Genomic DNA, 24,751 nt, shown 5'->3' with positions numbered 1-24,751 from the left:
GCCCGAATCGGTCCACGTAGGCTGACCAGGTCGGCGGCGGCAGTTTTCCCGTTTACTCAAGTCCGGGAGCGCCCGTATGAGACGCCACCGCACGACCGTCCTCGCCCTGCTCGCGATCGTGACCCTGCTGCTGGGCATGGCACCCGTCCCCGCCTCGGCAGCGGCCCGGTTCCGGGTCCTGGTCTTCTCCAAGACCACGAACTACTACCACGACTCGATCCCGGCCGGCATCGCCGCGATCGAGCGGCTCGGCGCCGAGCACGACTTCGAGGTCGAGGCGACCACCGACGCCGGGGCGTTCACCGACGCCAACCTCGGCCGGTTCGACGTACTCGTCTTCAACAACACCAACTCCACCCCGGAGTCCGGCGACCTGCTCGACGCCGCGCAGCGGAGCGCGTTGCAGAACTTCGTCCGGGCCGGCGGTGGCTGGGTCGGCCTGCACGCCGCCTCGGCCAGTGAACGCGACTGGGCCTGGTACGAGGGTCTGGTCGGCACGATCTTCGACTTCCATCCCGACTTCTCCTCGACCGGCGGCACGTACCCGGGCCGGGTCAAGGTGCTGGACGGGGCGCATCCGTCCACGAAGGACCTGCCGGAGCTGTGGGAGCGCGGCGAGGAGTGGTACAACTGGCGCACCAACCCGACCGGCCGGGTGCACACGCTCGCCCAGATCAAGGTCCGGGACGGCATCCCCGGGCTGGACGAGGGGCACGACCACGCGTACTCGTGGTGCCAGCACTACGACGGCGGCCGGTCCTGGTTCACCGCTGGCGGGCACGCCAGCTCCGCCTTTGCCGAACCGGCCTTCCTGGCCCACCTGCGCGGCGGCATCGAGTGGGCGGCCGGGGCGGTGCCCGGCGACTGCGGGGCCACCCGGACCGGCAACTTCCAGCGGGTACCGCTGGTCAGCGCGGACCTGGCCGACCCGTTCGAGCTGGCCGTGGCGCCGGACCGGCGGGTCTTCTACATCCAGCGGACCGGCGCGGTGAAGGTGATCGACCAGGAGACCCTGGCCGTCCGCACGCTTATCGACTTCGCCTACACCCCGACCCAGACCAGCCAGTCCGACGGGCTGCTCGGGATGACCCTGGACAACGACTTCGGCACCAACAACTGGATCTATCTGCTCTGGTCGGACAAGACCGCCAACCAGCTCAACCTGTCCCGGTTCACGGTCGCGGACGACGCGATCGCGATGAGCAGCGAGAAGCGGCTGCTGACCATCCCCACCTACCGGGGCGAGGGGCGGGCCAACTCGCACATGGGCGGGTCGCTGACCATGGACCGGCACGGCAACCTCTACGCCGGGATCGGCGACAACACCGACCCCTTCGAGTCCAGCGGCTACACCCCGATCGACGAGCGGGCCGGCCGGCGGGCCTGGGACGCGCAGGCGACCGCCGGGAACACCAACGACCTGCGGGGCAAGATCCTGCGCATCACCCCCCGCCCCGACGGCACGTACGCGGTGCCGGCCGGCAACCTCTTCGCCCCGGGTACCGCCCGGACGCGGCCGGAGATCTTCGCCATGGGGATGCGCAACCCGTTCCGGATCACCGTCGACCCGCTGACCGACGCGCTGCTGGTCGCCGACTACGGGCCGGACGCCCGGGCCGCCGACCCGAACCGGGGTCCGGAGGGAACGGTCGAGTTCAACCGGATCACCAGCGCCGGCAACTACGGCTGGCCGTACTGCACCGGTGACAACGTGCCGTTCAACGACTACAACTTCGCGACCTCGACCCCGGGGCCCAAGTTCGACTGCGGTGCGCTGGTCAACAACTCCCCCAACAACACCGGGCTGACCAACCTGCCGGCGGCCCGCTCGGCCCTGGTCTGGTACGCCTACTCCGCCTCGGCCCGCTTCCCCGAGCTGGGTACCGGCGGTGGCGGCCCGATGAGCGGCCCGGTCTACGACTTCGACCCGGCCAACCCGAGGCCGACGAAGTTCCCGGAGTACTACGAGGGCAAGTGGATCGTCTACGAGCTGACCCGGCAGTGGTGGAAGACCCTGTCGACGCACGACACCGCGCAGACCTTCACCGACCCGAGGTTCGGGCCGACCCGGGTCGGCGACCTCCAGTCGATCAACGGGATCTTCGCGGACATGAGCTGGATCCAGCCCTTCGAGGCGGAGTTCGGCCCGGACGGCTCGCTCTACGTGATCGACTTCGGTGTCGGCAGCGGCAGCGGCCGGGGCGGCAGCAACGAGGGGGCCGGGATCTACCGGATCGACTACGTGGCGAACGGCCGCCCGCCGGTGGCGAAGCTGACCGTGGACCGGGACAACGGCCCGGGGCCGCTGACGGTCCGGTTCTCCAGCGCCGGCTCGGCCTCCGGTGACGGCTCGCCGATCACGTACGCCTGGGATCTCGACGGCGACGGTGACACCGACTCGACGGCGGCGAACCCGACGCACACGTACGCCGACCGGGGCCGGTTCACCGCCCGACTGACGGTGAGCAGCGCGGGTGGGCACAGTTCGGTGGCGACCGTGCAGATCACGGTCGGCAACACCCGGCCGACGGTCGCACTGAACGTGCCGAACGGCGGCTTCTTCGACTTCGGCGACCAGATCCCGTACGCGGTCACCGTCACCGACCCGGAGGAGAGCACCGTCGACTGCGCCCGGGTGGTCACCCAGACCCAACTCGGGCACGACAGCCACAGCCACCCGATGGACAACTACCTCGGCTGCTCCGGCTCGCTCGGCACCGAGCCGGCCGGCGGCGACGGGCACGGCCCGGGCCAGAACCTCTACACGGTGCTGACCGCCCAGTACACCGACGGCGGCGGCCCCGGCGGGGTGCCGGCGCTGGTCGGCTCGGTCCGGCACGAATTGCAGACCAAGAGCAAGGAGGCGGAGCACTTCGACGCCTCGAACGGGATCCAGGTGCTGGACCGGGCGACCGCCCGGGCCGGGCGGCGGGTCGGCGACGTCGACCACGGCGAGTGGATCAGCTTCGGCCCGGTGAACCTGACCGGGATCGGCTCGGTCACCGCCGGGGTCAGCTCGGGCAGCGGCGGCGGCAGCATCGAGTTCCGGGCCGGCTCGCCGACCGGGCAACTGCTCGGCACGATGCCGGTCGGCAGCACCGGCGGCTGGGACAACGTGGTCTCCCCGACGGTCAACCTGGCCAACCCGGGCGGGACCTTCACCCTCTATCTGGTCTTCACCAACCCGGCGCAGACCGGTGGCACCCCCGACCTGCTCTCGCTGGACTGGTTGCGGTTCAACGGGGCGGGTGTGAAGCGGGAGACCGGCGGCAGCGTCTCGGTCACCGCCACCCCACGGACCGGGACCGCGCCGCTGTCGGTGGCGCTCACCGGTACGGCCACCGCGGCGGCCGGGCGGACGATCACCGACCGCGCCTGGGACTTCGGCGACAACACTCCGGTCGTGCACGGCGCGTCGGCGACCCACGCGTACGCCCGGCCGGGCACCTACACCGCCCGGCTGACCGTCACCGACAGCGCCGGGGCGACCATGTCGAGTCACCTTACGATTACGGTCAGTTGACGGATCACCGGGTGGGCCGTGCGGTGGCGGCCCACCCGGACCCGGATGTCCTCCCTCGGCACTAACAGGTGGCGAGCACCACAGCCATCCCGGCCCTGACCAGTTGGAACGTCGGGGCCCCGGTTGAGTAGGCTGATCACCGGCCATCCAGAGCGACCGAGAGACCTGGCTCGTCGACGTCGCAGCAACCCCCCACGTGGGTGCGGGTGCTACCGCCAGGACCGATGGAGGTTTCGCAGTGCGCAGCATCCAAGCCGGGCGGGCGAGCCGGCTGCATGTCACCTGGCACCGGTGGCGTCGACACGTCGACCTCTGCCGGACCAGCACCATGCTCTGTCGGGCCTCGGCGCTCTGTCGGGCCTCAGCCTGACCTGTCGGGCCTCAGCCTGACCCGTCGGGCCTCAGCCCGACCCGTCGGGCCTCAGCCTGACCGCGACCGCCGGTCGGCGGCATCCGACCATCTCGTCAGCACCCCCTGAGCGACGTCGTCCTGCACTGCTCGTGACCTGACCGGTCGGGGCAGTTGTCGGCCCATCGTCGCCGGATATTTCCTGGAGTTTCAGTACAATGCGGATCAATACTCTCGCCACCCGTCTCCTCTCCGGAGTCGCCGCCGTCGCGCTGTTCGGCGCGGTCGCCGCGTGCGGCGGCTCCTCCTCCGGCGACGCCGCCGACAACCCGTACGACCTGCTGCAACCCGGCACCCTGCGGGTCGGCACGCTCACCGACGCCCCGCCGAACGTCTACCTGAAGGACGGGAAGTTCACCGGCTTCGACAACGACCTGATGACCGCCGTCGCCGGCAGGCTGGGCCTCAAGGTGGAGTTCGTCGGCACCGAGTTCTCCGCGCTGCTCGCCCAGGTCAACAACCACAAGTTCGACGCCGGCTCGTCGTCGATCACCATCACCGAGGCGCGGAAGAAGACAGTCGACTTCACCAACGGGTACGACTTCGGCTACTTCGGACTCGACGTACCGGCCGGCTCGCCGATCAGGAGCTTCGGCGAGCTGAAGGGCAAGCGGGTGGTCGTGGTGCAGGGCACCGTACAGGACGACTACGCCACCAAGGAGGGCCTGGACCCGGTCCGGGTACCCGATTACAACGGCGCGATCAACCAGCTCAAGGCGAAGACCGCCGACGCCTGGATCGCGCCCGCCGAGATCGGCGAGAAGTCCGCACAGGAGAGTGGCGGCAAGATCGTACTGGCCGAGAAGCAGCTCAGCTCGGCGCCGACCGCGTTCGCGGTGGCCAAGGGCGCCGACCCGCTGCGCGAGGCGCTGGACAAAGCCCTCGACCAGGTGATCGAGGACGGCACCTGGACCCGCCTCCAGGAGCGGTACTACCCGGGGCGGCCGGTGCCGGCCAGCTTCAAGCCGGGCAGCGGCACGGTGACGTACCCGCCGGTCAAGGCCGGGCCGACGAGCCCGGCCGCCACCCCGGCGAGCTGACCCGGCCAGCACCGCAGACAGCCGTCGGCCGGTCGCACCGCGTGGTCGGCCGACGGCTCCGGACCCCGAGACAGGTGAGGCCATGGAGACCCTGGCGACATTGTGGGAGACCTTCTTCGACCTGGAGTCGATGCGCGAGGCACTGCCCGAGATGCTCACGGTCGGGCTGCCCAACACGCTGCTGCTGGCGCTGCTCTCGGCCATCCTGGGGACGCTGCTCGGCATGCTGCTGGCGATGGCCGGGCTGGCCCGGACCCGCTGGCTGCGCTGGCCGGCCCGGATCTACACCGACGTGTTCCGGGGGCTGCCGGCCGCCGTCACCATCCTGCTGATCGGGGTCGGGCTGGCGCCCCTCGGGCTCGCCTGGTGGGGTCCCAACCCGTATCCGCTGGGCATCCTGGCGCTGTCGCTGATCGCGGCGGCGTACATCGGGGAGATCTTCCGGTCCGGCATCCAGAGCGTGGAGGCCAGCCAACTGGAGGCGACCCGGGCCCTGGGCCTGTCGCACGGCGCCGCCATGCGCCTGGTGATCATCCCGCAGGGCGTACGCCGGGTCCTGCCGGCCTGGGTCAACCAGCTCATCGCACTGATCAAGGACTCCAGCCTGGTCTACTTCCTCGGCCTGGTGGCCAGCCAGCGGGAACTGTTCCGGATCGGCCAGGACTACGCGGCGAACACCGGCAACGAGTCCGCGTTGCTGCTCGCCGGGCTGTTCTACCTGGTCATCACCGTGCCGCTGACCCACCTGGTGAACTGGGTCGACCGGCGGCTGCGCGAGGGCCGGGCCGGTGGCCCGGAATCCGACTCCGACGATCCGGTGGCGCTGGCCGGCGAGACCGCGCTACCAACCGGTGGAAGGGAAACCCGGCATGCCTGAGTCTCTCCGTCCGACCGCATCCATCCGGTCGGCGTCGGCCGTCGGGGCCACACCGCCCGTCGGTTCGCCGACTCCGGCCGGCTCGACCGGGGACGGGACCGGTCCCGGGTACGAGTCGGTGAGCGTCGCGACCCGGGACGTACACCTCTCGTTCGGCCGGCACCAGGTGCTGCGCGGCATCGACCTGGAGATCGGCCGGGGCGAGACCGCCTGCGTCATCGGCCCGTCCGGGTCCGGGAAGTCCACCCTGCTGCGGGTCGTCAACCGGCTGCTGGAGCCGGACCGGGGCGACGTACTGCTGGACGGCGTGAGCGTGCTCGACCAGGACCCGGACGCGCTGCGCCAGCGGATCGGCATGGTCTTCCAGCAGTTCAACCTCTTCCCGCACATGACGGTGCTGCGCAACGTCACGCTCGCACTCCGGCAGCTCAAGAAGCTCTCCCGGGACGAGGCCACCGAGCTGGCGCTGCGCCAGCTCGACCTGGTCGGACTGCGGCACAAGGCCGACGTCCGACCCGGCCGGCTCTCCGGCGGCCAGCAGCAGCGGGTGGCCATCGCCCGGGCACTGGCGATGTCGCCCCGGGTGATGCTCTTCGACGAGGCGACCTCGGCGCTCGACCCCGAACTCGTCAAGGGCGTGCTCTCGCTGATGGCGGAGCTGGCCGGCCAGGGCATGACGATGCTGGTCGTCACCCACGAGATGGGCTTCGCCCGGCAGGTCGCCGACCAGGTCGTCTTCCTCGACCGGGGCCGGGTGGTCGAGGCGGGCCCGCCTGCGCAGCTCTTCGAGGATCCGCGGAGCGCTCGGCTCGGGCAGTTCCTCTCCCAGGTGCTGTGACCCGGTCAGCCGCCCGAACGGCCCCGGTCAGCCGCGCGGCCTGACCGGCAGTGCCGACAGGCCACGGAGCAGCAGGCTGGACCGCCAGCCGATCTCCTCCGGCAGCGCCGCGAGGCGCATGTCGGGAAACCGGCGGGCCAGGGCGCCGAAGGCGATCTGCCCCTCCAGCCGGGCCAGCGGTGCACCGAGGCAGTAGTGGATGCCGTGCCCGAAGGCGAGGTTGGGGATGGGTGGCCGGTCGAGGTCCAGCCGGTCCGGCTCGGGGAACCGGTCCGGGTCCCGGTTCGCGGACAGCAGGGCCACCAGCACCGACGCGCCCTCGGGGATGGTCCGGCCGCCCAGCTCGACCGGCTCGATCGCGGTCCGGAACGAAGCGTTCTGCACCGGGCCCTCGTAGCGCAACACCTCCTCGATCGTCCCGGGCAGCAGCTCCGGCTCGGCCACCACCCGGGCCCACCGCTCCGGCTCGGCCAACAGCAACAGCATGCCGTTGCCGATCAGGTTGACCGTGGTCTCGTGCCCGGCGATCAGGAACAGGTAGACCATCGAGACGAGTTCGTCGTCGGTGAGCCGGTCGCCCTGCTCGTGCACGGCGATCAGCGCGGAGAGCAGGTCGTCGGCCGGGCACTCGCGCTTGGCCGCCAGCAGCGTACGGATGTAACCGACGATCGCGGTCAGCGCGGGTGGCAGCCCGGCCGGGTTCATCGGGCCGGTGACGATCGCGTCCGTCCAGCTCCGGAAGTCGGCCTGGTCCTCGGCCGGTACCCCGAGCAGTTCGCAGATCACCTGGATCGGCAGCGGGAAGGCGAAGCGATCGATCAGGTCCACCTGCTCGGCGTCGGCGATGCCGTCCAGCAACTGCTCGGCCAGCTCCTCGATCCGGGGGCGCAGCGCGGCCACCCGACGTGCGGTGAACGCCCCGGAGACCAGCCGACGCAGCCGGGTGTGGTCGGGCGGGTTCTGCGCCAGCATGTGCCGGCCCACCGCCCGGGCCACGTCGTCCGGGAGCATGCCCCGATAGCTGAACCCGCCGGCCGAGGTGGTCTTGGCCAGCCGGGGGTCGCTCAGCGCCCGCTGGGCGTCCTCGTAGCGGGTGACGACCCAGGCGGTGGCGCCAGTCGGCAGTTCGACCTCCACGACGGGGCTGTCCCGGCGGAGTTCGGCGAGCACCCGGTGCAGATCGGCGGTGGATCCGAACGGATTGGCAACGGCGGTCGACATCGTCTCCCCCATCCGACGAGTGGACGCCCGGCAGCCGGAGCGGATCCGGGCTACCTCCTATGCTGCCACCGTCGGCGCCGTGCACAGGGCCCCGCCGCCGGCCAATCTCCGGCCCGAGCGGGCTACGATCTTGTGCATGGCGCTGCTGCACCGGGCCCAACTACATCCCGGCAAACTCGAACTCCTGGCGGACTGGCTGCCCGGCCGGCGCTGGTACCAGGGGTCTGCCCCCGCCCACGTCGTCCGCGTCGCGAGCTTCCGGTTCGACGACCCGGACGGAGCGGTCGGGATCGAGACCATGCTCGTCAGGTCCGGTGACGGGCCGGTGCACCAGGTTCCGCTCAGCTACCGCGCCGGACCCCTGCCCGGCGGCGACGACTGGCTGATCGGCACCGCCGAGCACTCGGTGCTCGGCCGCCGCTGGGTGTACGACGCCTGCGGCGACCCGGTCTATGCCAGCGCACTGGCCGGCGCGATCGTCACCGGCGGCGGTCAGGCGGAGGAGTTCTTCGAGGTCGACGGGGTACGCGAGGGCCGCGAGCCGAGCATGACCGTGACCGGCAGCGGCACCCCTGGCAGCACCGTGCCGTCGGTGCACGTCATCCGTCGGGTGGTCGAGGACGACGGGCACACGACCATCGTCACGGACGCCGTGGAACTCGCCGTCGCCCGCCGCCCCGGAGCCGGGGATGACGTGCTGACCGGCGTCACGCCGATCGGCGCCACACTGACCGCCACCTGGCCCGGCCAGCCGACCCCACTGCCGCTGGCCTACGCCGTCCCGCGCTGAGCCCGGGCCGCCGAGCCGGTCGTGGCGGGACCTTCGGTGGCCCCAGTCCGGCCCTGCCCTCCGGGCTGTGCAACTCTGCACGGGCGGCGAAGCCGAGCGCCGACGTCGACCGTTCGGCTGCGGGCCGAGCGTCGCCACGCGCCCCCGGACGGCTGAACCTTTTTCAACCTCCCCTTGCGGTCCGGTGGACCGCGAGGTCGAACGCGGGGCGCGAGCGCCCCGCGGTTCAGGTTGAAAAAGGTTCACTGTGGTGGGAGCGGGAAGTAGTCGCGGAGCTTCGCGATCCGGCCGTCGCGGATCCGGAAGATCTGCACCAGGGACATGGTCGTCCGCTGCCCGGTCGGCCCGACGAGGGCGGTGTCGATCTCGACGACGAAGACGTCGGGATCGGCGGTGTCGTGCAGTACGTACCCGGACTCCGCCATGTCGACCGTACCCTGGTAGGCCGGCTCCCGGTGGTACGCGCCCATGCCGGCCCGGATCGCCTCCCGGCCGGCCAGCCGGCGCGGCAGCGGATGACCCTCCGGCACCAGCGGTGCCTCGTATTCACCGTCGTCGGTGAAGAGGGCGGCGGTCGCCTCGGGGTCCCGGCTGATCGCACCGGCGTAGACGTACCGTTCGAAGAGTTCCCGGTGGGTGAGGGTCACTCTCCCCAGCCTACCGACCGTCGTCCGGCCCGGGCGCCCACGACCATCTCCCCGCACCGCCCCGCCAGGAGGAGAGTGGGCTGTGCGGACCGCTCGACGTCAAGCGGCCCAACTGCCCAGCTATTTATACGCATCCCTGCCTTTCGCCGACCTTTCAGTGCTCTTACACCAAGATCGCCGGAAACATCCTCGGCGAGACGTCCTCTCCGCGATCAGCGCGGTCGGCTGTCGGCTACGTCGTGTCACCGGCGTGCGCGACACTTCCGCTGGTACGCCGGACTGCGCTGGTTGTCGTTTGATCGTTACGGTCGAGGCGATGGCCATGCGGCCGGAGTCGGAAGGGGTGGACGGTGGAGGGCCGGGATGAGCTGATCGGTGGGTTGGTGGAGGAGATGCCGCGCTACATCTCCGCCGCGGTGCGATTTCAGGTTGCGGTCGCTCATCAGCTCGACCTGTCGGTTTCCGATGTGCACGGGCTGGCCGCACTGCTGGAGACCGGACCGGCCGGGGTCAGGCGGCTGGCCGATCTGATGGGAATGACCACGAGTGCGGTGACCCGCCTCGTGGACCGGCTCGAACGTGCCGGATACGTGCGGCGGGAGCCGGATCCGGCGGACCGTCGGCGGGTCGTGATCCATGTGGTCCCGGAGCAGGTCGCGCGGGTCGCCGGGTACTACGAGCGGCTGAACGTTCGCTGGCAGCGGCAGATCAGCCAGTACTCCGACGCCGAGTTGCGGTTCCTGCTCGAGTTCCTGCGGCAGGGCCGCCGGGATGCCGGTGCCGAGACTGTCAACCTGCGTACCGGGGGCCGGCAGCACGCCACCCGGGGGCGCCGGGCCCGGCGACCGCCCGCTGACGAGTCTCCCGGAGGGCGCTAGGGGAGCACCCTGATCTACCCCGGATAGCTGCTGCAAGAACTTGCTGCTTGCAGCAGCGAATCGCTTGACTGAGCGGCAGACGGCAGAAGCCGTCGCTACTTGTCAATGGAGGTGGACAGTCATGCACGTACGACGCTTCCGGTTCGGTCAGTTCGTCGTCGCATCGGTCATCGCCGTGGCCGCGTTGGCCGCCTGTGGCTCGGACAACGGTGGAGAGCGGAACAGGTCGGTGCCACCGTCTGCGAGTGTCGGCGCGGGAGCGGCGTCCGGAGCCGACGAGACCGAGGTTCGGGGATTGCTCGACAAGATCAACGAGGCGTGGGCGCGGGGTGACGCCGCAGCGTACGCCTCGTACCACACCGCCGACGCCGATCTGATCGACTTTCGCGGCACCCATGCTGCCGGCCGGCAGGCGATCGTCGACCTGCTTCAGCCCGCGTTCGACGGTGTGTTGAAGAACAGCAAGGTCGAAGCGCGGATCGTCGACCTGCGCTTCCTCTCCGCCGATGTCGCGATCTTCCACACCAGGGGCAAGATCGCTCCGATGGGCGAGGATTCCATCCAGACCTTCGTGGCCACCAACGGCCCCGACGGCTGGCTGATCGCGGCCTTCCAGAACACCCGCGTCCAGGCCGGCGAGTAAGGGTGTGCCTTGAATCGAAGCTGGTCCGCCAGGTCGAACGGCCCCGGCGCCGACTTCGGCACACGCCTCAGCGGCGACCGAGGAGTTCGGCGACCCGGAGAAAGCCGTCCGTGCCGTGGCCCAGCCCGATCACCCGGCGGGTCAGGCCCTCGACCGCCCGCATCACGCTGGCGTCGATCCCGTGCGCCTCCGAGGTGTGCACGATGTGCGCCATGGTCGAGGCCGCCGACGTGATCGGGTTGTCCTCGCCGGAGTAGCTGCCGTCCGCCACCTGCGCCGCCGTACCCTCGAAGATCGGCGGCAGGATCGCGCCGATGCCCATGGCGAAGGGCGCCAGATCCCGGGCGTTGATCCCCTCCGCCCGGGCCACCGCCACCGCGTGGGCCCAGCCCGCCATCGAGGTCCAGAAGATGTCCAGCAGGGCGATGTCGTACGCCGCCGCCCGGCCGATCTCCTCGCCGACGTGGGTGTGGGTGCCGCCCAGCCGCTCCAGTGCCGGCCGGTGCCGCTGGTAGAGATCGCTCGGACCACTGTGGATGAAAACCCCGTGCGGAGTGCCGATGGTGGTGGTCGGCGTCATGATCGCACCGTCCAGGTAGCCGATGCCGTGCTCGGCTGCCCAGGCCGCGACGTCCCGGGCCCGGTCCGGAGTGTCCGCGCTGAGGTTCGCCACCGTGCGACCCTTGAGCGTGTCGGCGACGGCGTCGGTCCGGAGGATGGCGTCCACCGCGTCGTTGTTCACCACGCAGACCACGGTCAGATCGCTCGCGGCGACCGCTTCCGCCGCCGAGCCGGCGCCGATCGCGCCCCGCTCGACCAGGGCGGTTTCCCGGCCGGGAGTCCGGTTCCAGACCGTGGTCGGCAGACCGGCGGCAAGGAACGCGCCGGCCAGGGCCCGGCCCATCGGTCCGAGACCGAGTACCGTGACAGCGGGCTGTTCGGGGTGCGAGGACATGCTTGTACTCCTGAGTTAGTGCGAACTGGGGTAAAGAGGACGTAGATGACGCGCAGCCGTGCCCGGGATCTGAACGTCTGCGGGGTGACCGCCGCGATCGTCGTGATCGACGGCAAGTGGAAGACTTCGCTGCTCTGGCTGCTCGAATCCGGCCCGCACCGCCCCGCCGAACTGCGCCGGCGGCTGCCGGGCCTCACCGAGAAGGTGCTGACCCAGGCGCTACGCGAGATGGAGAGCGACGGGCTGGTGCACCGGGAGGTGCACGATGTGCTGCCGCTGAAGACTGTCTATTCGCTGACCCCGTTCGGCCGCGACCTCGCCGAGGCGTTGGCGCCGCTCTCCGACTGGGGGCACCGCCGCCTGGACAGGCTGCACGCCGCCCAGTCGTCGGCGTCCTGATACACCGCCGACCTCCCGTCGATCCGGACCGGGCGGCCGTCCGACCGCCCACGACCAGACTCGTCCAGCGTGCCCGGACCGACAAGTACGCACAAAAAAGTGGCTACTCGCGGTGGCGCGGGCGGCGGCCCCTCCCGCGATTTCGGAGGAGCCGCCGACCCCGCGTTCCGGACGGTCAGACGGAAGACGCCCCGTTCCTCAGTGACGCCGTGAAGGCCGTCCAGGCAGCCGGGCGGAACGTCAGCACCGGACCGGACCGGTCCTTGCTGTCCCGTACCGCGACAACAGCCCCGAGGTTGTCGGCAACCTCGACGCAGTTGCCGTTGGCTCCCGAGCGGCTGCTCGTACGCCACCTGGCATCGGTCAGATCGAAGTCGTACATCTTCCTCACCTCCTTCCCGTCAATCCTGCTCGGCGGCACGGGTGATCAAGCGGACCGAGGCCGCCGGATTGAGCGCTGCCGCCCGTAGGTGCTCGAAGAGATCGGTGTAACTGGCAATGTCGGTGTCGCGTTCGAGGAACAGTGCGTTGACCCGGTTCTCGATGTAGACCAGGTCGGAATCGGCCGGATCAGGAAAACTCATGACGGCAAATGCGCCATACATGCCCGGGTGCGCGCCGACCTCGTAGGGCAGTACCTGAACGGTGATGTTGGGCAGCTTGGTGAGCTTGGCAAGGTGCTGCAACTGGTCGTGCATCACTGCCGCCCCGCCGACCTTGCGGTGCAACACGCTCTCATCGAGAATCGCCCACACCTTGAGCGGTTCGGCCTTGCTGATCGACTCCTGGCGCCTGAGCCGCGCCTCGACTCGCCGTTCAACCTCCGCCTCCGTGCCGCCCGGCAACAGTCCGGCAGTGACGGCTCGGGCGTACGCCTCGGTCTGGAGCAGGCCGGGGACGAACAGCGACTCGTAGTTGCGGACCGACTGGGCCTCGGACTCGAACGAGATGTAGGTGCTGTATTCGTCGGGCAACTGGTCCTCGTACGCCTGCAACCAGCCCAACTGTCCGGCGTCCTTGGCAAGATCGACCAGCTCGGCCCGGCGCTCTGGATCGGTGACGCCGTAAAGGTCGAGCAACCCGAGCAAGGTTCGGCGCTGGGGACGGGCCCGCGCGGTTTCGAGGCGCCAGAGGGTGGCCGGGTTCATGTGGGTCCGCTCGGCGACATCCTCACGGGTGAGCCCGGCGCCGTGTCGCAGTGCGCGGATTTCCGCCGCCAGTCGGCGCAGTCTGACGGTCGGCGGTTGCTTTCGTGCCGCCACGTTCATGCTCCTTCGCTCCTCTCCAGTCTCATGTGGCTTGCGTTTGCAAGGCAATGGAAAAGCCGCGCGATGTGAACAGTGCGGAGGCTTCGCAAGCCTTGCGTTCGTGCATGACGCTCCAGCAACATGACCCACGGTACGGCGTTGGTCACGCATCGACTGGCCCGTACCGGCCACGGCGCGCCGCGCACCTTCCCCCGCTGGGGCGCGCCGTGGCCGCTCCGCCCCTCGGGCGGATGTCCCGCTCCCGGGATGCCGGACAGACCTTCGGGCGGCCACTAGCCGCCTGGCATCCCTCCATCCAGGAGGCCGCCATGCTGCTGCGCCTGTTCTGCACGGTCGTCGGCTGCACACTGCTCGGCTTCAGTGCCGGGCTCTTCGCCTTCAAGGTCAAGTCCCGCTGGTGTCCACGCTGCGGTACGACCACGTCCGAACTGGCCGGTCAGCATCGCGCCCGGCCCTGATCTTGGTGACCGGATCGGCAGGAAGGAGTCGCTCATGAGCCTGGAGGAACTGACCCACCAGGAACCCTTCTACGCGGCTATGCGGATGATGACCGAGACGGCGTGGCGGCGGAACATGACGGTCGAGGCCCTGTTGGCCCTGACCGAACTACTCGACCCGATCGACGACGCGAAGGCCGCGCAACCGATCCCCGAGACGCGGACGCGGGGAACGCGCGGAGCACCAGATACGCCGGACTGAACCGCCGGGCTTCTATACCTGTCGACCGAACCGTAGTGTTGGTCAGGTGAGTGGCGACGTGGTCCCGTCGAAACGGGCGGTACGCATATCCGACGCCGAGCGGGAGGCCGTGATTGCCCGGCTGAGCGCGGCGGTCGCGGAGGGCCGGCTGACCCTGCCCGAGTTCGAGGAACGCGTCGACGGGGTGCTGCGGGCCCGGACCGACGGCGACGTGGAGCCCTTCGTCGCCGACCTGCCGGCCACCGCCCCGGCCGTCGCACCCGACGAGGTCGTCGAGCTGACCAGCTTCGCCGGGGAGATCAAGCGCTCTGGCCGGTGGGCCGTACCCCGGCGGTTGGTGGTGCGCAGCAAGGCCGGCAGCGTGAAGCTCGACCTGCGGCACGCCGTGATCAGTCACCGGGTGGTCGACATCAACCTCGCCACCCAGGCCGGCTCGACGACCATCGTGCTGCCAGCCGGCGCGACCGCCAACATCGACGGGGTCAACACGAGCGCCGGCACGGCGACGGCCAAGGTGCCGTCCACGCCCGAACCGGGCTCGACCGCCCCGCACATCGTCGTCACTGGCAGCACCGCCGCCGGCACGCTGGTGGTCCGCTACGAGCGCCGCTTCTGGCGCTGGCGCTGGTAGCGCGGTCGACGACGGCCCTCGACGCGTCCGCGACAGGCAACCCGGCAGATGTGGCTCAGGTAACACAGAGACGGAGTCGACGGCGGCTCAACCGGGCGGCTCTGCGAGTCTGCGTCGATGCAGGACTGGGAGCGGCGGGTCGCCGAGGCGTGGGCGTCGATCGACGACTACGAGGACCGCGAGGGCGACTTCCGTGCTCTGATCGACAGTCTGGCGACGGAACTGCCCGACGACGACCCGGTCGGCGCGTTCGAGCGGGCCTGCGCGTGGGATTCGACCGGGCACTCCGACCGGGCCGTACCGCTCTACCGGTGGGCGCTCGACCACGGGCTCTCCGGTTACCGGCGGCGCCGGGCCGTGATCCAGATGTCCAGCTCGCTGCGGAACATCGGGCAGGCTGAGCTCGCGGTCACGTTGCTGAAGGCCGAGCGCGACATCGACCCGGCGACGCTGGACGAGCCGACCCGGGGTCTCGGCGACGCGATCAGCGCGGTGCTGGCGCTCTGCCTGGCCGACACCGGTCGCGAGCGCGAGGCGGTGTCGGTCGCCGTCGGCGCGCTCGCCCCGCACCTGCCTCGCTACCAGCGCTCGATGGCGAACTACGCGCGGCTGTTGATCAGCCCCGAGGCCAAGCCGGAATAGCCGGCGTCAGTACGGCGTGACGCCCGCCGGCAGCGTCGAGTTCGCGGCGGCCGTACCGATGGATTCCAGCAGGATCCGCCGGAACGCCCGGGCCGCGTGCGTGGGTTCCGGCTCCCGGCGTCGGGCCAGCGCGATGGTCCGGTGCACCCCCGGCGGGGCCAGCGGGGTGACCCAGAGCCTCGGCCGCCGCGCCACCACGATGCCCGGCACCAGGGCTACGCCGAGTCCCGCCTCCACGAAGCTGAGCACCGCGTCCATCTCGCCGCCGTCCACCGCGAGCGACGGCTCGAAGCCCGCCTCCCGGCAGGCCCGCAGGGTGACGTCCCGCAGGTCGTAGCCCTGCCGGAACATCACCAGCGGCTGGTGGCGCAGGTCGGTGAGGTGCATGGTGCCGGCCGAGTCGGTCATCGGCAGCGGGTTGAGCGAGGCGACCACCAGGTTGTCCCGGAGGATCGGCTCGGCGATCAGCGCCGGGTCGGCACCGGTCGCGGGGAGGATGATCAGCGCCAGGTCCAGCTCGCCCCGGAGCAGGTCGCGGACGAGGTCCTGCGAACCGCTCTCCTCCACCCGCAGGTCGACGCCGGGGTGGGCGTCCCGGAACCGGCGCAGCACCGCCGGGGCGAGCGAGGTGGCCAGGCTGGGGGTGGCGCCGAGGCGCACCCGGCCGCGCCGGACCCCGACGAGTTCCTGTACCTCGCGGCGGGCGGTGTCGACGTCGGCGAGGATGCGCTCGGCGAGCGGCAGCAGCACCTCGCCAGCGGCCGTCAGCCCGATGTTGCCGCGTACCCGTTCGAAGAGCGGGGCGCCGAGATCGGTCTCCAGGGCGTGAATCTGCTTACTCAACGACGGCTGGGTGATCCCGACATTGTCGGCGGCATGAGTGAAATGCCGGGTTTCTGCCACCGCCACGAAGTATCTCAACTGGTGGAGCTGCACATGCATAGCCTACAGCTATCGTCTCTGAGGCTTCGATGCATTGGACGACTAATCGGAGGTCTCCTAGCGTTTGTGAGGTGACAGCTACCTCGACGCGGTCGCCGATCCGGTCCAGCATCGGCCTCAAGGCCGTGATGGCGGTGACGGGCATCCTGCTGGTGCTCTTCCTGATCGCGCACATGCTCGGCAACCTGAAGATCTTCTTCGGTCCCGAGTCGTTCGACCACTACGCGCACTGGCTGCGTACCATCGGCGCCCCCGTGCTGCCGGACACCTGGTACCTGTGGATCCAACGCGCGGTGCTCGGCATCGCCCTGGTCGCGCACATCTGGTCGGCGACCGTGCTGGCCCGGCGGGCCCGGGCGGCCCGACCCGTCCGGTACGCGCACCGCCCCAAGGTGCAGGGCAGCTACGCGGCCCGGACCATGCGCTGGGGCGGGGTGATCATCGCGCTCTTCGTCGTCTACCACCTGCTCGACCTGACCACCGGCGACCTGAACCCGGTCGGCGACCCGCGCCGGCCGTACGCGAACGTGGCCGCCGACTTCGCCCCGGAACGCTGGTACGTCACCCTGCTCTACACCGTCGCGATCGTGACGCTCGGCTTCCACCTGCGGCACGGGATGTTCAGCGCGTTCCGCAGCCTCGGTCAGCAGACTCCCCGGGGCGAGGCCCGGGCCCGGGCGATCTCGCTCGGCTTCGCCGTCGCGCTCTGCGCCGGATACCTGGTCGTCCCCTTCGCGGTGATCGCGGGATTGGTGCGTTGACGATGAACCCCACTAACGGGCTGGACCTCTTCACCATCGGCGAGCCGATCGCCGACACCAAGGCACCGGACGGGCCGATCGAGACCCGCTGGCAGCGCCGCCGGTTCGCCGCCAAGCTGGTCAACCCGGCCAACCGGCGCAAGCTCACGGTGATCGTGGTCGGCACCGGGCTGGCCGGCGGGTCGGCCGCGGCGACGCTGGGCGAGCAGGGCTACCGGGTCAAGTCATACTGCTACCAGGACAGCCCGCGCCGGGCGCACTCGATCGCCGCCCAGGGCGGCATCAACGCCGCCAAGAACTACCGCAACGACGGCGACTCGATCCAGCGCCTCTTCTACGACACCGTCAAGGGCGGCGACTTCCGCTCCCGCGAGTCGAACGTACGCCGGCTCGCCGAGGTCTCGGTGGAGATCATCGACCAGGCGGTGGCCCAGGGCGTACCGTTCGCCCGGGAGTACGGCGGCCTGCTCGACACCCGCTCGTTCGGCGGCGCCCAGGTGCAGCGCACCTTCTATGCCCGGGGCCAGACGGGCCAGCAGTTGCTGCTCGGGGCGTACCAGGCGCTGGAGCGGCAGATCGGGCAGGGCCGGGTCGAGATGCACAGCCGGCACGAGATGCTGGAACTGATCGTCGTCGACGGCCGGGCCCGGGGCATCGTGGCCCGGGACCTGGTCACCGGCGAGATAACGTGCGACTTCGCCGACGCCGTGGTGCTCGCCTCCGGCGGCTACGGCAACGTCTTCTACCTCTCCACCAACGCCAAGGGCTGCAACGTCACCGCCACCTGGCGGGCGCACCGCAAGGGCGCGCTCTTCGCCAACCCCTGCTACACGCAGATCCATCCGACCTGCATCCCGGTCTCCGGCGACCACCAGTCGAAGCTGACCCTGATGAGCGAGTCGCTGCGCAACGACGGCCGGGTCTGGGTGCCGAAGGCGGCCGGCGACGACCGTCCGCCCCGGCAGATCCCGGAGGAGGAGCGGGACTACTTCCTGGAGCGGATGTATCCGTCCTTCGGCAACCTGGTCCCCCGGGACATCGCGTCCCGGGCGGCCAAGAACGTCTGCGACTCCGGTCGGGGCGTCGGGCAGACCGGGCTCGGCGTCTATCTCGACTTCGCCGACGCGATCGACCGACTCGGCCGGTCCACCATCGCCGACCGGTACGGCAACCTCTTCGAGATGTACCAGCGGATCACCGGCGAGGATCCGTACGAGGTGCCGATGCGGATCTATCCGGCGGTGCACTACACGATGGGCGGGCTCTGGGTCGACTACGACCTCCAGGCGACCATCCCCGGCCTGTTCGTGATCGGCGAGGCGAACTTCTCCGACCACGGCGCCAACCGGCTCGGCGCCTCGGCGCTGATGCAGGGCCTGGCCGACGGCTATTTCGTGCTGCCCAGCACCATCGCCGACTACCTGGCGGCCGGACCCTTCGAGCCGCTGACCGACGAGCACCCCGAGGTGGTGTCGGCCCGGGACGACGTCACCGACCGGCTGTCCCGGCTGCTCGCCTGCCAGGGCGACCGCACCGTCGACTCGTTCCACCGCGAACTGGGCCAGATCATGTGGGACCACTGTGGAATGGAACGGACCGACGCCGGGCTGCGCAAGGCACTCGCCGAGATCCGCAGCCTGCGGGAGCAGTTCTGGCAGCGGGTGAAGGTGCCCGGCGACGGCGAGGGGCTCAACCAGGCGCTGGAGAAGGCCGGCCGGGTCGCCGACTTCTTCGAGCTGGCCGAGCTGATGTGCATCGACGCGCTGCACCGCACCGAGTCGGCCGGCGGTCACTTCCGGGCCGAGAGCCAGACCCCGGAGGGCGAGGCGCAGCGCGACGACGAGCACTTCAGCTACGTGGCGGCCTGGGAGTTCACCGGGGCCGACCACCCGCCGGTGCTGCACAAGGAAGACCTGCACTTCGAGTACGTCCACCCCACCCAGCGGAGTTACAAGTGAACCTGACCCTGCGGATCTGGCGCCAGAGCGGACCGGACGATCCCGGCCGGATGGTGAGCTACCAGGTCCCGGACGTCTCCCCCGACATGTCGTTCCTGGAGATGCTGGACGTACTCAACGAACGGCTGACCCTCGACGGCGAGGAACCGGTCGCCTTCGACCACGACTGCCGGGAAGGCATCTGCGGCGCCTGTGGCATGGTGATCAACGGCGTGGCGCACGGCCCGGAGCGGGCCACCACCGCCTGCCAGCTCCACATGCGACACTTCACCGACGGCCAGACCATCGACATCGAGCCGTGGCGGGCCAAGGCGTTCCCGGTGATCAAGGACCTGGTGGTGGACCGGAGCGCGTTCGACCGGATCATCGCGGCCGGCGGATACATCACCGCGCCGACCGGCGCCGCCCCGGAGGCGCACGCCCAACTGGTCCGCAAGTCCGACGCGGACGCCGCTTTCGAGTCGGCCGCCTGCATCGGCTGTGGCGCCTGCGTCGCGGCCTGCCCGAACGGCTCGGCGATGCTCTTCACCGCCGCCAAGGTGAGCCACCTGAGCCTGCTGCCGCAGGGCCAGCCGGAGCGCACCACCCGGGTCGTCGGGATGGTGGACGCGCACGACGAGGCCGGCTTCGGCGGCTGCACCAACATCGGCGAGTGCACGGCCGTCTGTCCGAAGGGGATTCCGCTGACCAGCATCGGCCGGCTCAACCGGGACTACCTGAAGGCGACCCGGGAGCGGGACGGCGCACCCGGCACCTGACCCGCCGGCACCCCTGGCCGGCACTCCCACCTACACCGCCGATACATCGCGTCGTACGGGATCAGTAGGGCACAGCGGTATGGGCCTCGGTCGCCTATTGTTACCGGTCGGCAAGCCGCAAATCCGGCAGCCGCTCTCGCGGCCCCGTCCGCACCGGGCAGCCGCCGGTCGGCGACAACGACCCTCCGATGGGAGACCACGTGGTGAGCAGGGTGAATCGCAGGACCGCACTGGGCATCGGCACCGCCGCCACCGCCGGCGTCGTGCTCGGCACGGCGACTCCGGCGATGGCCGCTCCGAACAGCGGACAGGGACTCGAGAGCCCCGGCCAGGCCCGGGCCGCCCAGGTCGCCGCGGTCTACCGACGGGAGAAGACCAAGGCCGGCGGCAACTGGTACGCGTACCTGAGCGTGGCCAGCGGGACCGGGCCGGCGCCGCTGCCGGCGGTACGGGAGAACCCGGACACGGTCGTGGAGGCGTACAGCGTCAACAAGATCGCGGTGGCCACGGCGGTGCTGGACAAGGTCGACCGGGGGCTGCTCGCCCTGGACCAGCGGGTCGACGTCACCTCGTCGATCGTGGTGCCCGGCGGCGACGGCATATTCAGCCTGGACGGCGCCTACCCCAGCTCGGTGACCCTGGGGCACGTGCTCGCCGCACTGCTGACCGTCTCGGACGACACCGCCGTCCGGCTCTGCGGCCTGGTCTGCCCGGCCGCCGAACTCAACCAGATCCTGGTCGCCAAGGGCTTCCCGAAGACCCAGGTCGAACCGGTCGCCAACCCGAACCGGTTCTTCCTCGGCACCAGCACCGCCCGGGAGACCCACGACCTGCTCCAGGCGCTGGTCCGGGGCACGCTGCTCTCGGCCACGTCGACCACCTTCCTGCTCAACCAGCTCCGCGCGCCGATCGCGTTCACCGACGGCATCCGCCGGAACATGTCGTCGGCCGACCGGGCCCGGATCGCCACCAAGGCGGGCTGGTTCGGCAACGCCCGGCACGAGGCCGGGCTGATCTTCGACCCGGCCGGCACGCCGGTACTGACGTACGTGCTCTTCGCCGACGGCCAGGCCGACCCGGACAACTTCGGCTCGACCCACCCGGCGGTGCAGGCCCGGGCGGCGATGGGACCGGCATTCCTCGCCGCGGTCGACGGTCTGCGGAACCTGTCCGTGCCGGCCCGCCGGCCGAGGATGTACCAGCCGGCCAACGGCGGCTGACCTCCCCCGCCCGCCGGCCGGCGCCGCGCTGCCGTCCGCAGCGGTGCCGGCCGGCGTACCCTCGCTCGTGAGGACGAGGGGGCGTCGGCACATGCGGGGAAGAGCAGGACGAGGCGACGTCGCGGCCCGGCGCCGCCGGCGCCTCCGGTGGTCGCTCGCGGTGGCCGCGCTCGGCGCGGCCGGCTGGGCGGTCCGGGACGTGCCGGCCGCGCTCGGCCGGCTCCCGGACGGCGCCCGGGCCGACCGGGTACGCCGCTCCCCGCAGTTCCGGGGCGGCGCGTTCCGCAACCCGGTCACTACCCGGATCGCGCTGCCCGGCACCGGCAAGGGCATCCTCCGGGAGTTGCTCTTCGGCAACCAGCCCCGGCGCCCGTCCGGCAGCGTGCCGGTGCTGCTGCCGGAGACCGTCGAGCCGGCCGCCGCCCCGCCCGGTGAGCTCAGCGTGCTGTGGTACGGCCACGCGTCGGCGCTGATCGAGATCGAGGGACGGCGGATACTGCTCGATCCGGTCTGGAGCGACCGCTGTTCGCCGTCGGCCCGGATCGGCCCGCGCCGGCTGCACCCGGTGCCGGTGCCGCTGGACCGGCTCCCCCGGCTGGACGCCGTGCTCATCTCGCACGACCACTACGACCACCTGGACATGCCGACCGTACGCGCCCTGCGCGACGCCCAGTCCGCACCGTTCCTGGTGCCGCTCGGGGTCGGCGCCCATCTGGAACGCTGGGGCGTACCGCCGGAGCGGATCGTGGAGCTGGACTGGGGCGAGCACGCCTCGGTCGCCGGGCTCGACGTGACCGCCACCCCGGCCCGGCACTTCTCCGGGCGCGGGCTCGCCCGGGACCGTACCCTCTGGGGCTCCTGGGTGGTCGCCGGCCCGACCCGCCGGGTCTTCTGCTCCGGCGACTCCGGCTACTTCGACGGCTACGCCGAGATCGGCGCCGAGTACGGTCCGTTCGACGTCACGCTCATCCAGATCGGCGCGTACGCCACCGCCTGGCCGAACATCCACATGTTTCCGGAGGAGGCGGTCACCGCCCACCTGGACCTGCGCGGCGGGCTCTTCGTGCCGGTGCACTGGGGCACCTTCAACCTCGCCCCGCACGGCTGGACCGAGCCGGTGGACCGGCTGTGGCGCGAGGCCGAGGCCCGGGGCGTACGCCTGGCGGTGCCGCGCCCCGGTGAGCGGGTGGTCGTCGACCACCCGCCCCCGGTGGACGGTTGGTGGCAGTCGCTCGGCTGATCCGTCCACGGATCCCGGGCGCCGCCGGTGGAGGCGGCGGTCAGCGGCTCAGGGTGAGCTCCGGGTCCTCGGCCGGCGGCGGATCGGCCACGCCCCGGCCGACGGCCTCGTACACGGCCGGCCGCCTGGCCCGGAGCAGGAGCCCCCAGCCGAGCCCGACCAGCGCGGCGACCAGGGTGACCCCGGGCAGCAGCCGGGCCAGGTAGCTCGGGTTGCCCGGGGCGAGCAACGCGTCGAAGTTCACCAGCAGCACCAGCAGGACGGCGGAGAGCAGCACGGTGGCCGACGCCGGGGCGACCACCCGCTGCCAGGCGCTCACCCCGACCTCCGGGCGGCGGCGGAAGAAGCCCACCACCGAGGCGGAGGTGAGGGTCATCAGCAGCACCACCCCGACCGCCGAGACACCGCTGAGCCAGGTGAAGAGGTCGACCACCGGATCCCGGTCGGCCAGCACGAAGGCCAGCACCACGCCGAGGGCCAGTACGGTCTGGGCCAGCGAGCCGGCCACCGGCGCCCCGGTGCGGACCCCGGTCTGACTGAGGAAGGCCGGGAGGACCCGCTCCCGGCCCAGCGCGAAGAGGTAACGGGCGACTCCGTTGTGGAACGAGAGCAGGGCGGCCAGCACCGAGGTGATGAAGAGCAGGTTCGCCACGTCCGCCACCGTGCTGCCGGCATGGTCGGCCAGGGTGCCGAAGACCACTCCCGGGCCGGCTTCGACCGAGGCGGCCTGCGCGTTCTCCGGGCCGGTGACCACGGTCAGCGCCCAGGCGGAGAGTGCGTAGAAGGCACCGGTGAAGGCCACCGCGACGTAGGTGGCCCGGGCCACCGTACGGCGCGGATCCCGGACCTCCTCGCTGTAGATCGCCCCGGACTCGAACCCGGTGAAGCTGGCGATCCCCAGCGCCAGCACCGCACCGAGCCCCGCCGCGAAGAGGTTGCCGGGATCCAGCCCGGCCAGGCTGATGCTGCCGCCGGCCGGGTTGCCGAACGAGACCACGTCGAAGACGCCGACCGCGAGGCATTCGAGCAGGAGCAGCACCGCGAGGACCGTCGCGTTCAGGTCGACCTGGAGTACCCCGAGCACCCCGACCAGCGCCAGCCCGACCAGTGCCCAGACCCACCACTGCTGCTCGACGCCGAACTTCGTCGCCATGAAGTCACCGAGGATGGCGCCGAAGAGCCCGTACAGTCCGATCTGGATGGCGTTGTAGGAGGCCAGGGCGACGAACGAGCCGGAAACGCCGCCCGCCCGGCCCAGCCCGTTCGCGATGTACGAGTAGAAGGCACCGGCGTTGCTGACGAATCGGCTCATCGCGGCGTAGCCGACCGCGAACACGCCCAGGATGGCGGCGAGCAGCACATAGGACAGTGCCGCGCCGACGTTGCCGCTGACGGCGTACATCGTGGTGATGCCACCGCCGAGCACGGTCAGCGGTGCCGACGCCGCGACGGTGAAGAAGACGAGGTGCACGGTGCCCAGGCGTCCCCGGCGCAGGCCGGTCTCCAGGGCGGGGCTGGATGACATATGTGGGTCTCTCTCGGTGTGGGGGTGAGGAGAAAGGGACTCTCGAACGACATCGGAGAGGGTATGGGCGATCACGCCCCGCGACAAGAGATTGATGGACCACAGTGTTCGGACACGCAGGGCCAGGGCGGGTTGAACGGACAGTGCCCATGCCGTACCGTCCTGCATCGACATTGAGGAGTGACCGATCCGGCATGTCGGCCGGCCGGCCAAGGATGACGGATGACGAATTACCCTGGCCCACCCACCGAGCGGCTGGCCGACGAACTGTTCCTCATCGCACACGACGACTACACCGGCAAGCCCCTCGCCGCGGCGATCCTGGTCGATGCCGCCCTCGCCGGCGCGCTCCTCGCCGAACTGCTCTTCGACGGGCGGATCACCCTGGTCCGGTCCGCCGTCTACGTCGCTGACGACCGGGGCTGGCAGGAGCCGGTGACCGACCGGGTGCTGGCCGAGATCGTACGTCGGGGCGACGGCCATCCCGCGCGCTCCTGGCTGGAGTTCCTCGCCCCCCGGGTCCGGGACCACGTCGGCGACCGCCTGGTCAGCGCGGGCGCGGTCCGCCGGATGACCGCCCGCGGGCTGAACCTCCGCACGACGGTCCGGTTTCCCGGGCTCGACCCGAACCGGGTCGCCCGGCCCCGAGTCCGGCTCAACGCCGTCCTGGAGCGCTCCGACCAGCCGCTGGACCCCCGCACCGCGACGCTGGCCGGACTGGTCCGGGCCAGCGGGCTGGTCCGGGCGCTGATCCCGGCCAACCGGTCGATGGTGACCGAGCGGATCGCCGCCGCGCGACGACTGCTCCCGACGGAACTGGGCGACCTGCTCAACGCGGTCGACGCGGCCGTCGCCGCCACGGCACTCACCGTACGCCGCTGAACCGC

At 70.9% G+C, this 24,751-nt stretch carries 25 protein-coding genes and 1 riboswitch; of the genes, 18 read left to right on the top strand and 7 right to left on the bottom strand.

What is annotated here, in order from left to right; genetic code table 11:
* Positions 1-76 precede the first annotated feature (76 nt).
* The 4 genes from ACSMXO_RS15330 (at position 77) to ACSMXO_RS15315 (ending at position 6,687) form a co-directional block, all read left to right on the top strand.
* Positions 77-3,523 carry a ThuA domain-containing protein gene (locus ACSMXO_RS15330; RefSeq protein ID WP_455418251.1) on the top strand — a complete coding sequence of 1,149 codons (3,447 nt, stop codon included), beginning with the start codon at positions 77-79 and terminating at the stop codon, positions 3,521-3,523.
* 140 nt (positions 3,524-3,663) lie between these two features.
* Positions 3,664-3,754, top strand: a riboswitch (SAM riboswitch).
* A 336-nt stretch (positions 3,755-4,090) separates the two neighbouring features.
* Positions 4,091-4,972, top strand: coding sequence for an ABC transporter substrate-binding protein (locus tag ACSMXO_RS15325; protein WP_455418250.1), 882 nt, complete (start codon positions 4,091-4,093; stop codon positions 4,970-4,972).
* Between the two features lie 82 nt (positions 4,973-5,054).
* The gene (locus tag ACSMXO_RS15320; RefSeq protein ID WP_455418249.1) at positions 5,055-5,849 is read left to right on the top strand and encodes an amino acid ABC transporter permease; all 795 of its coding nucleotides are present in this window, start codon (positions 5,055-5,057) and stop codon (positions 5,847-5,849) included.
* The gene (locus ACSMXO_RS15315; RefSeq protein WP_455418248.1) at positions 5,842-6,687 is read left to right on the top strand and encodes an amino acid ABC transporter ATP-binding protein; all 846 of its coding nucleotides are present in this window, start codon (positions 5,842-5,844) and stop codon (positions 6,685-6,687) included. The genes ACSMXO_RS15320 and ACSMXO_RS15315 overlap by 8 nt, the downstream gene beginning before the upstream one ends.
* A 27-nt stretch (positions 6,688-6,714) precedes the next feature.
* Here the strand turns inward: ACSMXO_RS15315 and ACSMXO_RS15310 are convergent, their stop codons facing one another.
* Complete coding sequence (locus ACSMXO_RS15310; RefSeq protein WP_455418247.1) at positions 6,715-7,920, bottom strand: cytochrome P450 family protein; 1,206 nt, start codon at positions 7,918-7,920, stop codon at positions 6,715-6,717.
* 124 nt (positions 7,921-8,044) lie between these two features.
* Here ACSMXO_RS15310 and ACSMXO_RS15305 point away from each other — a divergent pair, with 124 nt between their 5' ends.
* Positions 8,045-8,698: a CG0192-related protein gene (locus ACSMXO_RS15305; RefSeq protein ID WP_455418246.1), complete on the top strand. Its 654-nt coding sequence runs from the start codon at positions 8,045-8,047 to the stop codon at positions 8,696-8,698.
* 242 nt (positions 8,699-8,940) lie between these two features.
* Here the strand turns inward: ACSMXO_RS15305 and ACSMXO_RS15300 are convergent, their stop codons facing one another.
* On the bottom strand, positions 8,941-9,345 hold the full coding sequence (locus tag ACSMXO_RS15300) for a nuclear transport factor 2 family protein (protein ID WP_346258645.1): 405 nt from the start codon (positions 9,343-9,345) through the stop codon (positions 8,941-8,943).
* A gap of 350 nt (positions 9,346-9,695) precedes the next feature.
* Between ACSMXO_RS15300 and ACSMXO_RS15295 the strand changes: the two genes are divergently transcribed.
* Positions 9,696-10,223: a MarR family winged helix-turn-helix transcriptional regulator gene (locus ACSMXO_RS15295; RefSeq protein WP_455418245.1), complete on the top strand. Its 528-nt coding sequence runs from the start codon at positions 9,696-9,698 to the stop codon at positions 10,221-10,223.
* A 121-nt stretch (positions 10,224-10,344) separates the two neighbouring features.
* On the top strand, positions 10,345-10,866 hold the full coding sequence (locus tag ACSMXO_RS15290) for an SgcJ/EcaC family oxidoreductase (protein WP_455419244.1): 522 nt from the start codon (positions 10,345-10,347) through the stop codon (positions 10,864-10,866).
* A gap of 67 nt (positions 10,867-10,933) precedes the next feature.
* Here the strand turns inward: ACSMXO_RS15290 and ACSMXO_RS15285 are convergent, their stop codons facing one another.
* Positions 10,934-11,821: an NAD(P)-dependent oxidoreductase gene (locus ACSMXO_RS15285; RefSeq protein WP_455418244.1), complete on the bottom strand. Its 888-nt coding sequence runs from the start codon at positions 11,819-11,821 to the stop codon at positions 10,934-10,936.
* 45 nt (positions 11,822-11,866) lie between these two features.
* Here ACSMXO_RS15285 and ACSMXO_RS15280 point away from each other — a divergent pair, with 45 nt between their 5' ends.
* The gene (locus ACSMXO_RS15280) at positions 11,867-12,220 is read left to right on the top strand and encodes a winged helix-turn-helix transcriptional regulator (protein WP_455418243.1); all 354 of its coding nucleotides are present in this window, start codon (positions 11,867-11,869) and stop codon (positions 12,218-12,220) included.
* A gap of 175 nt (positions 12,221-12,395) precedes the next feature.
* Here the strand turns inward: ACSMXO_RS15280 and ACSMXO_RS15275 are convergent, their stop codons facing one another.
* Complete coding sequence (locus tag ACSMXO_RS15275; RefSeq protein ID WP_455418242.1) at positions 12,396-12,602, bottom strand: DUF397 domain-containing protein; 207 nt, start codon at positions 12,600-12,602, stop codon at positions 12,396-12,398.
* A 19-nt stretch (positions 12,603-12,621) separates the two neighbouring features.
* Positions 12,622-13,488: a helix-turn-helix domain-containing protein gene (locus tag ACSMXO_RS15270; protein ID WP_346258641.1), complete on the bottom strand. Its 867-nt coding sequence runs from the start codon at positions 13,486-13,488 to the stop codon at positions 12,622-12,624.
* 308 nt (positions 13,489-13,796) lie between these two features.
* Between ACSMXO_RS15270 and ACSMXO_RS15265 the strand changes: the two genes are divergently transcribed.
* From ACSMXO_RS15265 to ACSMXO_RS15250, 4 genes are all read left to right on the top strand, one after another.
* Positions 13,797-13,946, top strand: coding sequence for a hypothetical protein (locus tag ACSMXO_RS15265; RefSeq protein ID WP_455418241.1), 150 nt, complete (start codon positions 13,797-13,799; stop codon positions 13,944-13,946).
* A 34-nt stretch (positions 13,947-13,980) separates the two neighbouring features.
* On the top strand, positions 13,981-14,187 hold the full coding sequence (locus ACSMXO_RS15260) for a hypothetical protein (protein WP_346258639.1): 207 nt from the start codon (positions 13,981-13,983) through the stop codon (positions 14,185-14,187).
* A 46-nt stretch (positions 14,188-14,233) separates the two neighbouring features.
* A complete protein-coding gene (locus ACSMXO_RS15255) occupies positions 14,234-14,818 on the top strand; it encodes a DUF1707 SHOCT-like domain-containing protein (protein ID WP_455418240.1) in 585 nt (194 codons plus the stop codon).
* 117 nt (positions 14,819-14,935) lie between these two features.
* The gene (locus ACSMXO_RS15250; RefSeq protein ID WP_455418239.1) at positions 14,936-15,460 is read left to right on the top strand and encodes a tetratricopeptide repeat protein; all 525 of its coding nucleotides are present in this window, start codon (positions 14,936-14,938) and stop codon (positions 15,458-15,460) included.
* A 6-nt stretch (positions 15,461-15,466) separates the two neighbouring features.
* Here ACSMXO_RS15250 and ACSMXO_RS15245 read toward each other — a convergent pair whose 3' ends face one another.
* Positions 15,467-16,402, bottom strand: coding sequence for a LysR family transcriptional regulator (locus ACSMXO_RS15245; protein ID WP_455418238.1), 936 nt, complete (start codon positions 16,400-16,402; stop codon positions 15,467-15,469).
* Between the two features lie 29 nt (positions 16,403-16,431).
* Between ACSMXO_RS15245 and ACSMXO_RS15240 the strand changes: the two genes are divergently transcribed.
* From ACSMXO_RS15240 to ACSMXO_RS15220, 5 genes are all read left to right on the top strand, one after another.
* On the top strand, positions 16,432-17,163 hold the full coding sequence (locus tag ACSMXO_RS15240; protein ID WP_432888735.1) for a succinate dehydrogenase cytochrome b subunit: 732 nt from the start codon (positions 16,432-16,434) through the stop codon (positions 17,161-17,163).
* A 20-nt stretch (positions 17,164-17,183) separates the two neighbouring features.
* Positions 17,184-19,121, top strand: a complete 1,938-nt coding sequence (locus ACSMXO_RS15235) for a fumarate reductase/succinate dehydrogenase flavoprotein subunit (RefSeq protein ID WP_455419243.1) — start codon at positions 17,184-17,186, stop codon at positions 19,119-19,121.
* Positions 19,118-19,879, top strand: a complete 762-nt coding sequence (locus ACSMXO_RS15230; RefSeq protein ID WP_455418237.1) for a succinate dehydrogenase/fumarate reductase iron-sulfur subunit — start codon at positions 19,118-19,120, stop codon at positions 19,877-19,879. Before ACSMXO_RS15235 ends, ACSMXO_RS15230 begins: the two co-directional genes overlap by 4 nt.
* A gap of 212 nt (positions 19,880-20,091) precedes the next feature.
* Entirely contained in the window at positions 20,092-21,099 is a 1,008-nt protein-coding gene (locus ACSMXO_RS15225; protein WP_455418236.1) for a serine hydrolase, read from the top strand.
* Positions 21,100-21,190: 91 nt separating this feature from the next.
* The gene (locus ACSMXO_RS15220; RefSeq protein ID WP_455418235.1) at positions 21,191-22,339 is read left to right on the top strand and encodes an MBL fold metallo-hydrolase; all 1,149 of its coding nucleotides are present in this window, start codon (positions 21,191-21,193) and stop codon (positions 22,337-22,339) included.
* 40 nt (positions 22,340-22,379) lie between these two features.
* Here the strand turns inward: ACSMXO_RS15220 and ACSMXO_RS15215 are convergent, their stop codons facing one another.
* Positions 22,380-23,864: an APC family permease gene (locus ACSMXO_RS15215; protein ID WP_455418234.1), complete on the bottom strand. Its 1,485-nt coding sequence runs from the start codon at positions 23,862-23,864 to the stop codon at positions 22,380-22,382.
* 222 nt (positions 23,865-24,086) lie between these two features.
* On the opposite strand from ACSMXO_RS15215, the gene ACSMXO_RS15210 reads away from it, so the two are divergent.
* Entirely contained in the window at positions 24,087-24,746 is a 660-nt protein-coding gene (locus ACSMXO_RS15210) for a GOLPH3/VPS74 family protein (protein ID WP_455418233.1), read from the top strand.
* Positions 24,747-24,751: the final 5 nt, after the last annotated feature.

This window comes from Plantactinospora sp. DSM 117369, assembly GCF_053764795.1.
This window is presented reverse-complemented; position numbering and strand designations above follow the sequence as displayed.

Bases quoted from the DNA above. Each gene is read 5' to 3' on its own strand.
- ACSMXO_RS15330 (WP_455418251.1), top strand. From the start codon at position 77: ATGAGACGCCACCGCACGACCGTCCTCGCCCTGCTCGCGATCGTGACC.
- ACSMXO_RS15325 (WP_455418250.1), top strand. From the start codon at position 4,091: ATGCGGATCAATACTCTCGCCACCCGTCTCCTCTCCGGAGTCGCCGCC.
- ACSMXO_RS15320 (WP_455418249.1), top strand. From the start codon at position 5,055: ATGGAGACCCTGGCGACATTGTGGGAGACCTTCTTCGACCTGGAGTCG.
- ACSMXO_RS15315 (WP_455418248.1), top strand. From the start codon at position 5,842: ATGCCTGAGTCTCTCCGTCCGACCGCATCCATCCGGTCGGCGTCGGCC.
- ACSMXO_RS15310 (WP_455418247.1), bottom strand. From the start codon at position 7,920: ATGGGGGAGACGATGTCGACCGCCGTTGCCAATCCGTTCGGATCCACC.
- ACSMXO_RS15305 (WP_455418246.1), top strand. From the start codon at position 8,045: ATGGCGCTGCTGCACCGGGCCCAACTACATCCCGGCAAACTCGAACTC.
- ACSMXO_RS15290 (WP_455419244.1), top strand. From the start codon at position 10,345: ATGCACGTACGACGCTTCCGGTTCGGTCAGTTCGTCGTCGCATCGGTC.
- ACSMXO_RS15285 (WP_455418244.1), bottom strand. From the start codon at position 11,821: ATGTCCTCGCACCCCGAACAGCCCGCTGTCACGGTACTCGGTCTCGGA.
- ACSMXO_RS15280 (WP_455418243.1), top strand. From the start codon at position 11,867: ATGACGCGCAGCCGTGCCCGGGATCTGAACGTCTGCGGGGTGACCGCC.
- ACSMXO_RS15275 (WP_455418242.1), bottom strand. From the start codon at position 12,602: ATGTACGACTTCGATCTGACCGATGCCAGGTGGCGTACGAGCAGCCGC.
- ACSMXO_RS15270 (WP_346258641.1), bottom strand. From the start codon at position 13,488: ATGAACGTGGCGGCACGAAAGCAACCGCCGACCGTCAGACTGCGCCGA.
- ACSMXO_RS15265 (WP_455418241.1), top strand. From the start codon at position 13,797: ATGCTGCTGCGCCTGTTCTGCACGGTCGTCGGCTGCACACTGCTCGGC.
- ACSMXO_RS15260 (WP_346258639.1), top strand. From the start codon at position 13,981: ATGAGCCTGGAGGAACTGACCCACCAGGAACCCTTCTACGCGGCTATG.
- ACSMXO_RS15250 (WP_455418239.1), top strand. From the start codon at position 14,936: ATGCAGGACTGGGAGCGGCGGGTCGCCGAGGCGTGGGCGTCGATCGAC.
- ACSMXO_RS15245 (WP_455418238.1), bottom strand. From the start codon at position 16,402: ATGCATGTGCAGCTCCACCAGTTGAGATACTTCGTGGCGGTGGCAGAA.
- ACSMXO_RS15240 (WP_432888735.1), top strand. From the start codon at position 16,432: ATGCATTGGACGACTAATCGGAGGTCTCCTAGCGTTTGTGAGGTGACA.
- ACSMXO_RS15220 (WP_455418235.1), top strand. From the start codon at position 21,191: ATGCGGGGAAGAGCAGGACGAGGCGACGTCGCGGCCCGGCGCCGCCGG.
- ACSMXO_RS15215 (WP_455418234.1), bottom strand. From the start codon at position 23,864: ATGTCATCCAGCCCCGCCCTGGAGACCGGCCTGCGCCGGGGACGCCTG.
- ACSMXO_RS15210 (WP_455418233.1), top strand. From the start codon at position 24,087: ATGACGAATTACCCTGGCCCACCCACCGAGCGGCTGGCCGACGAACTG.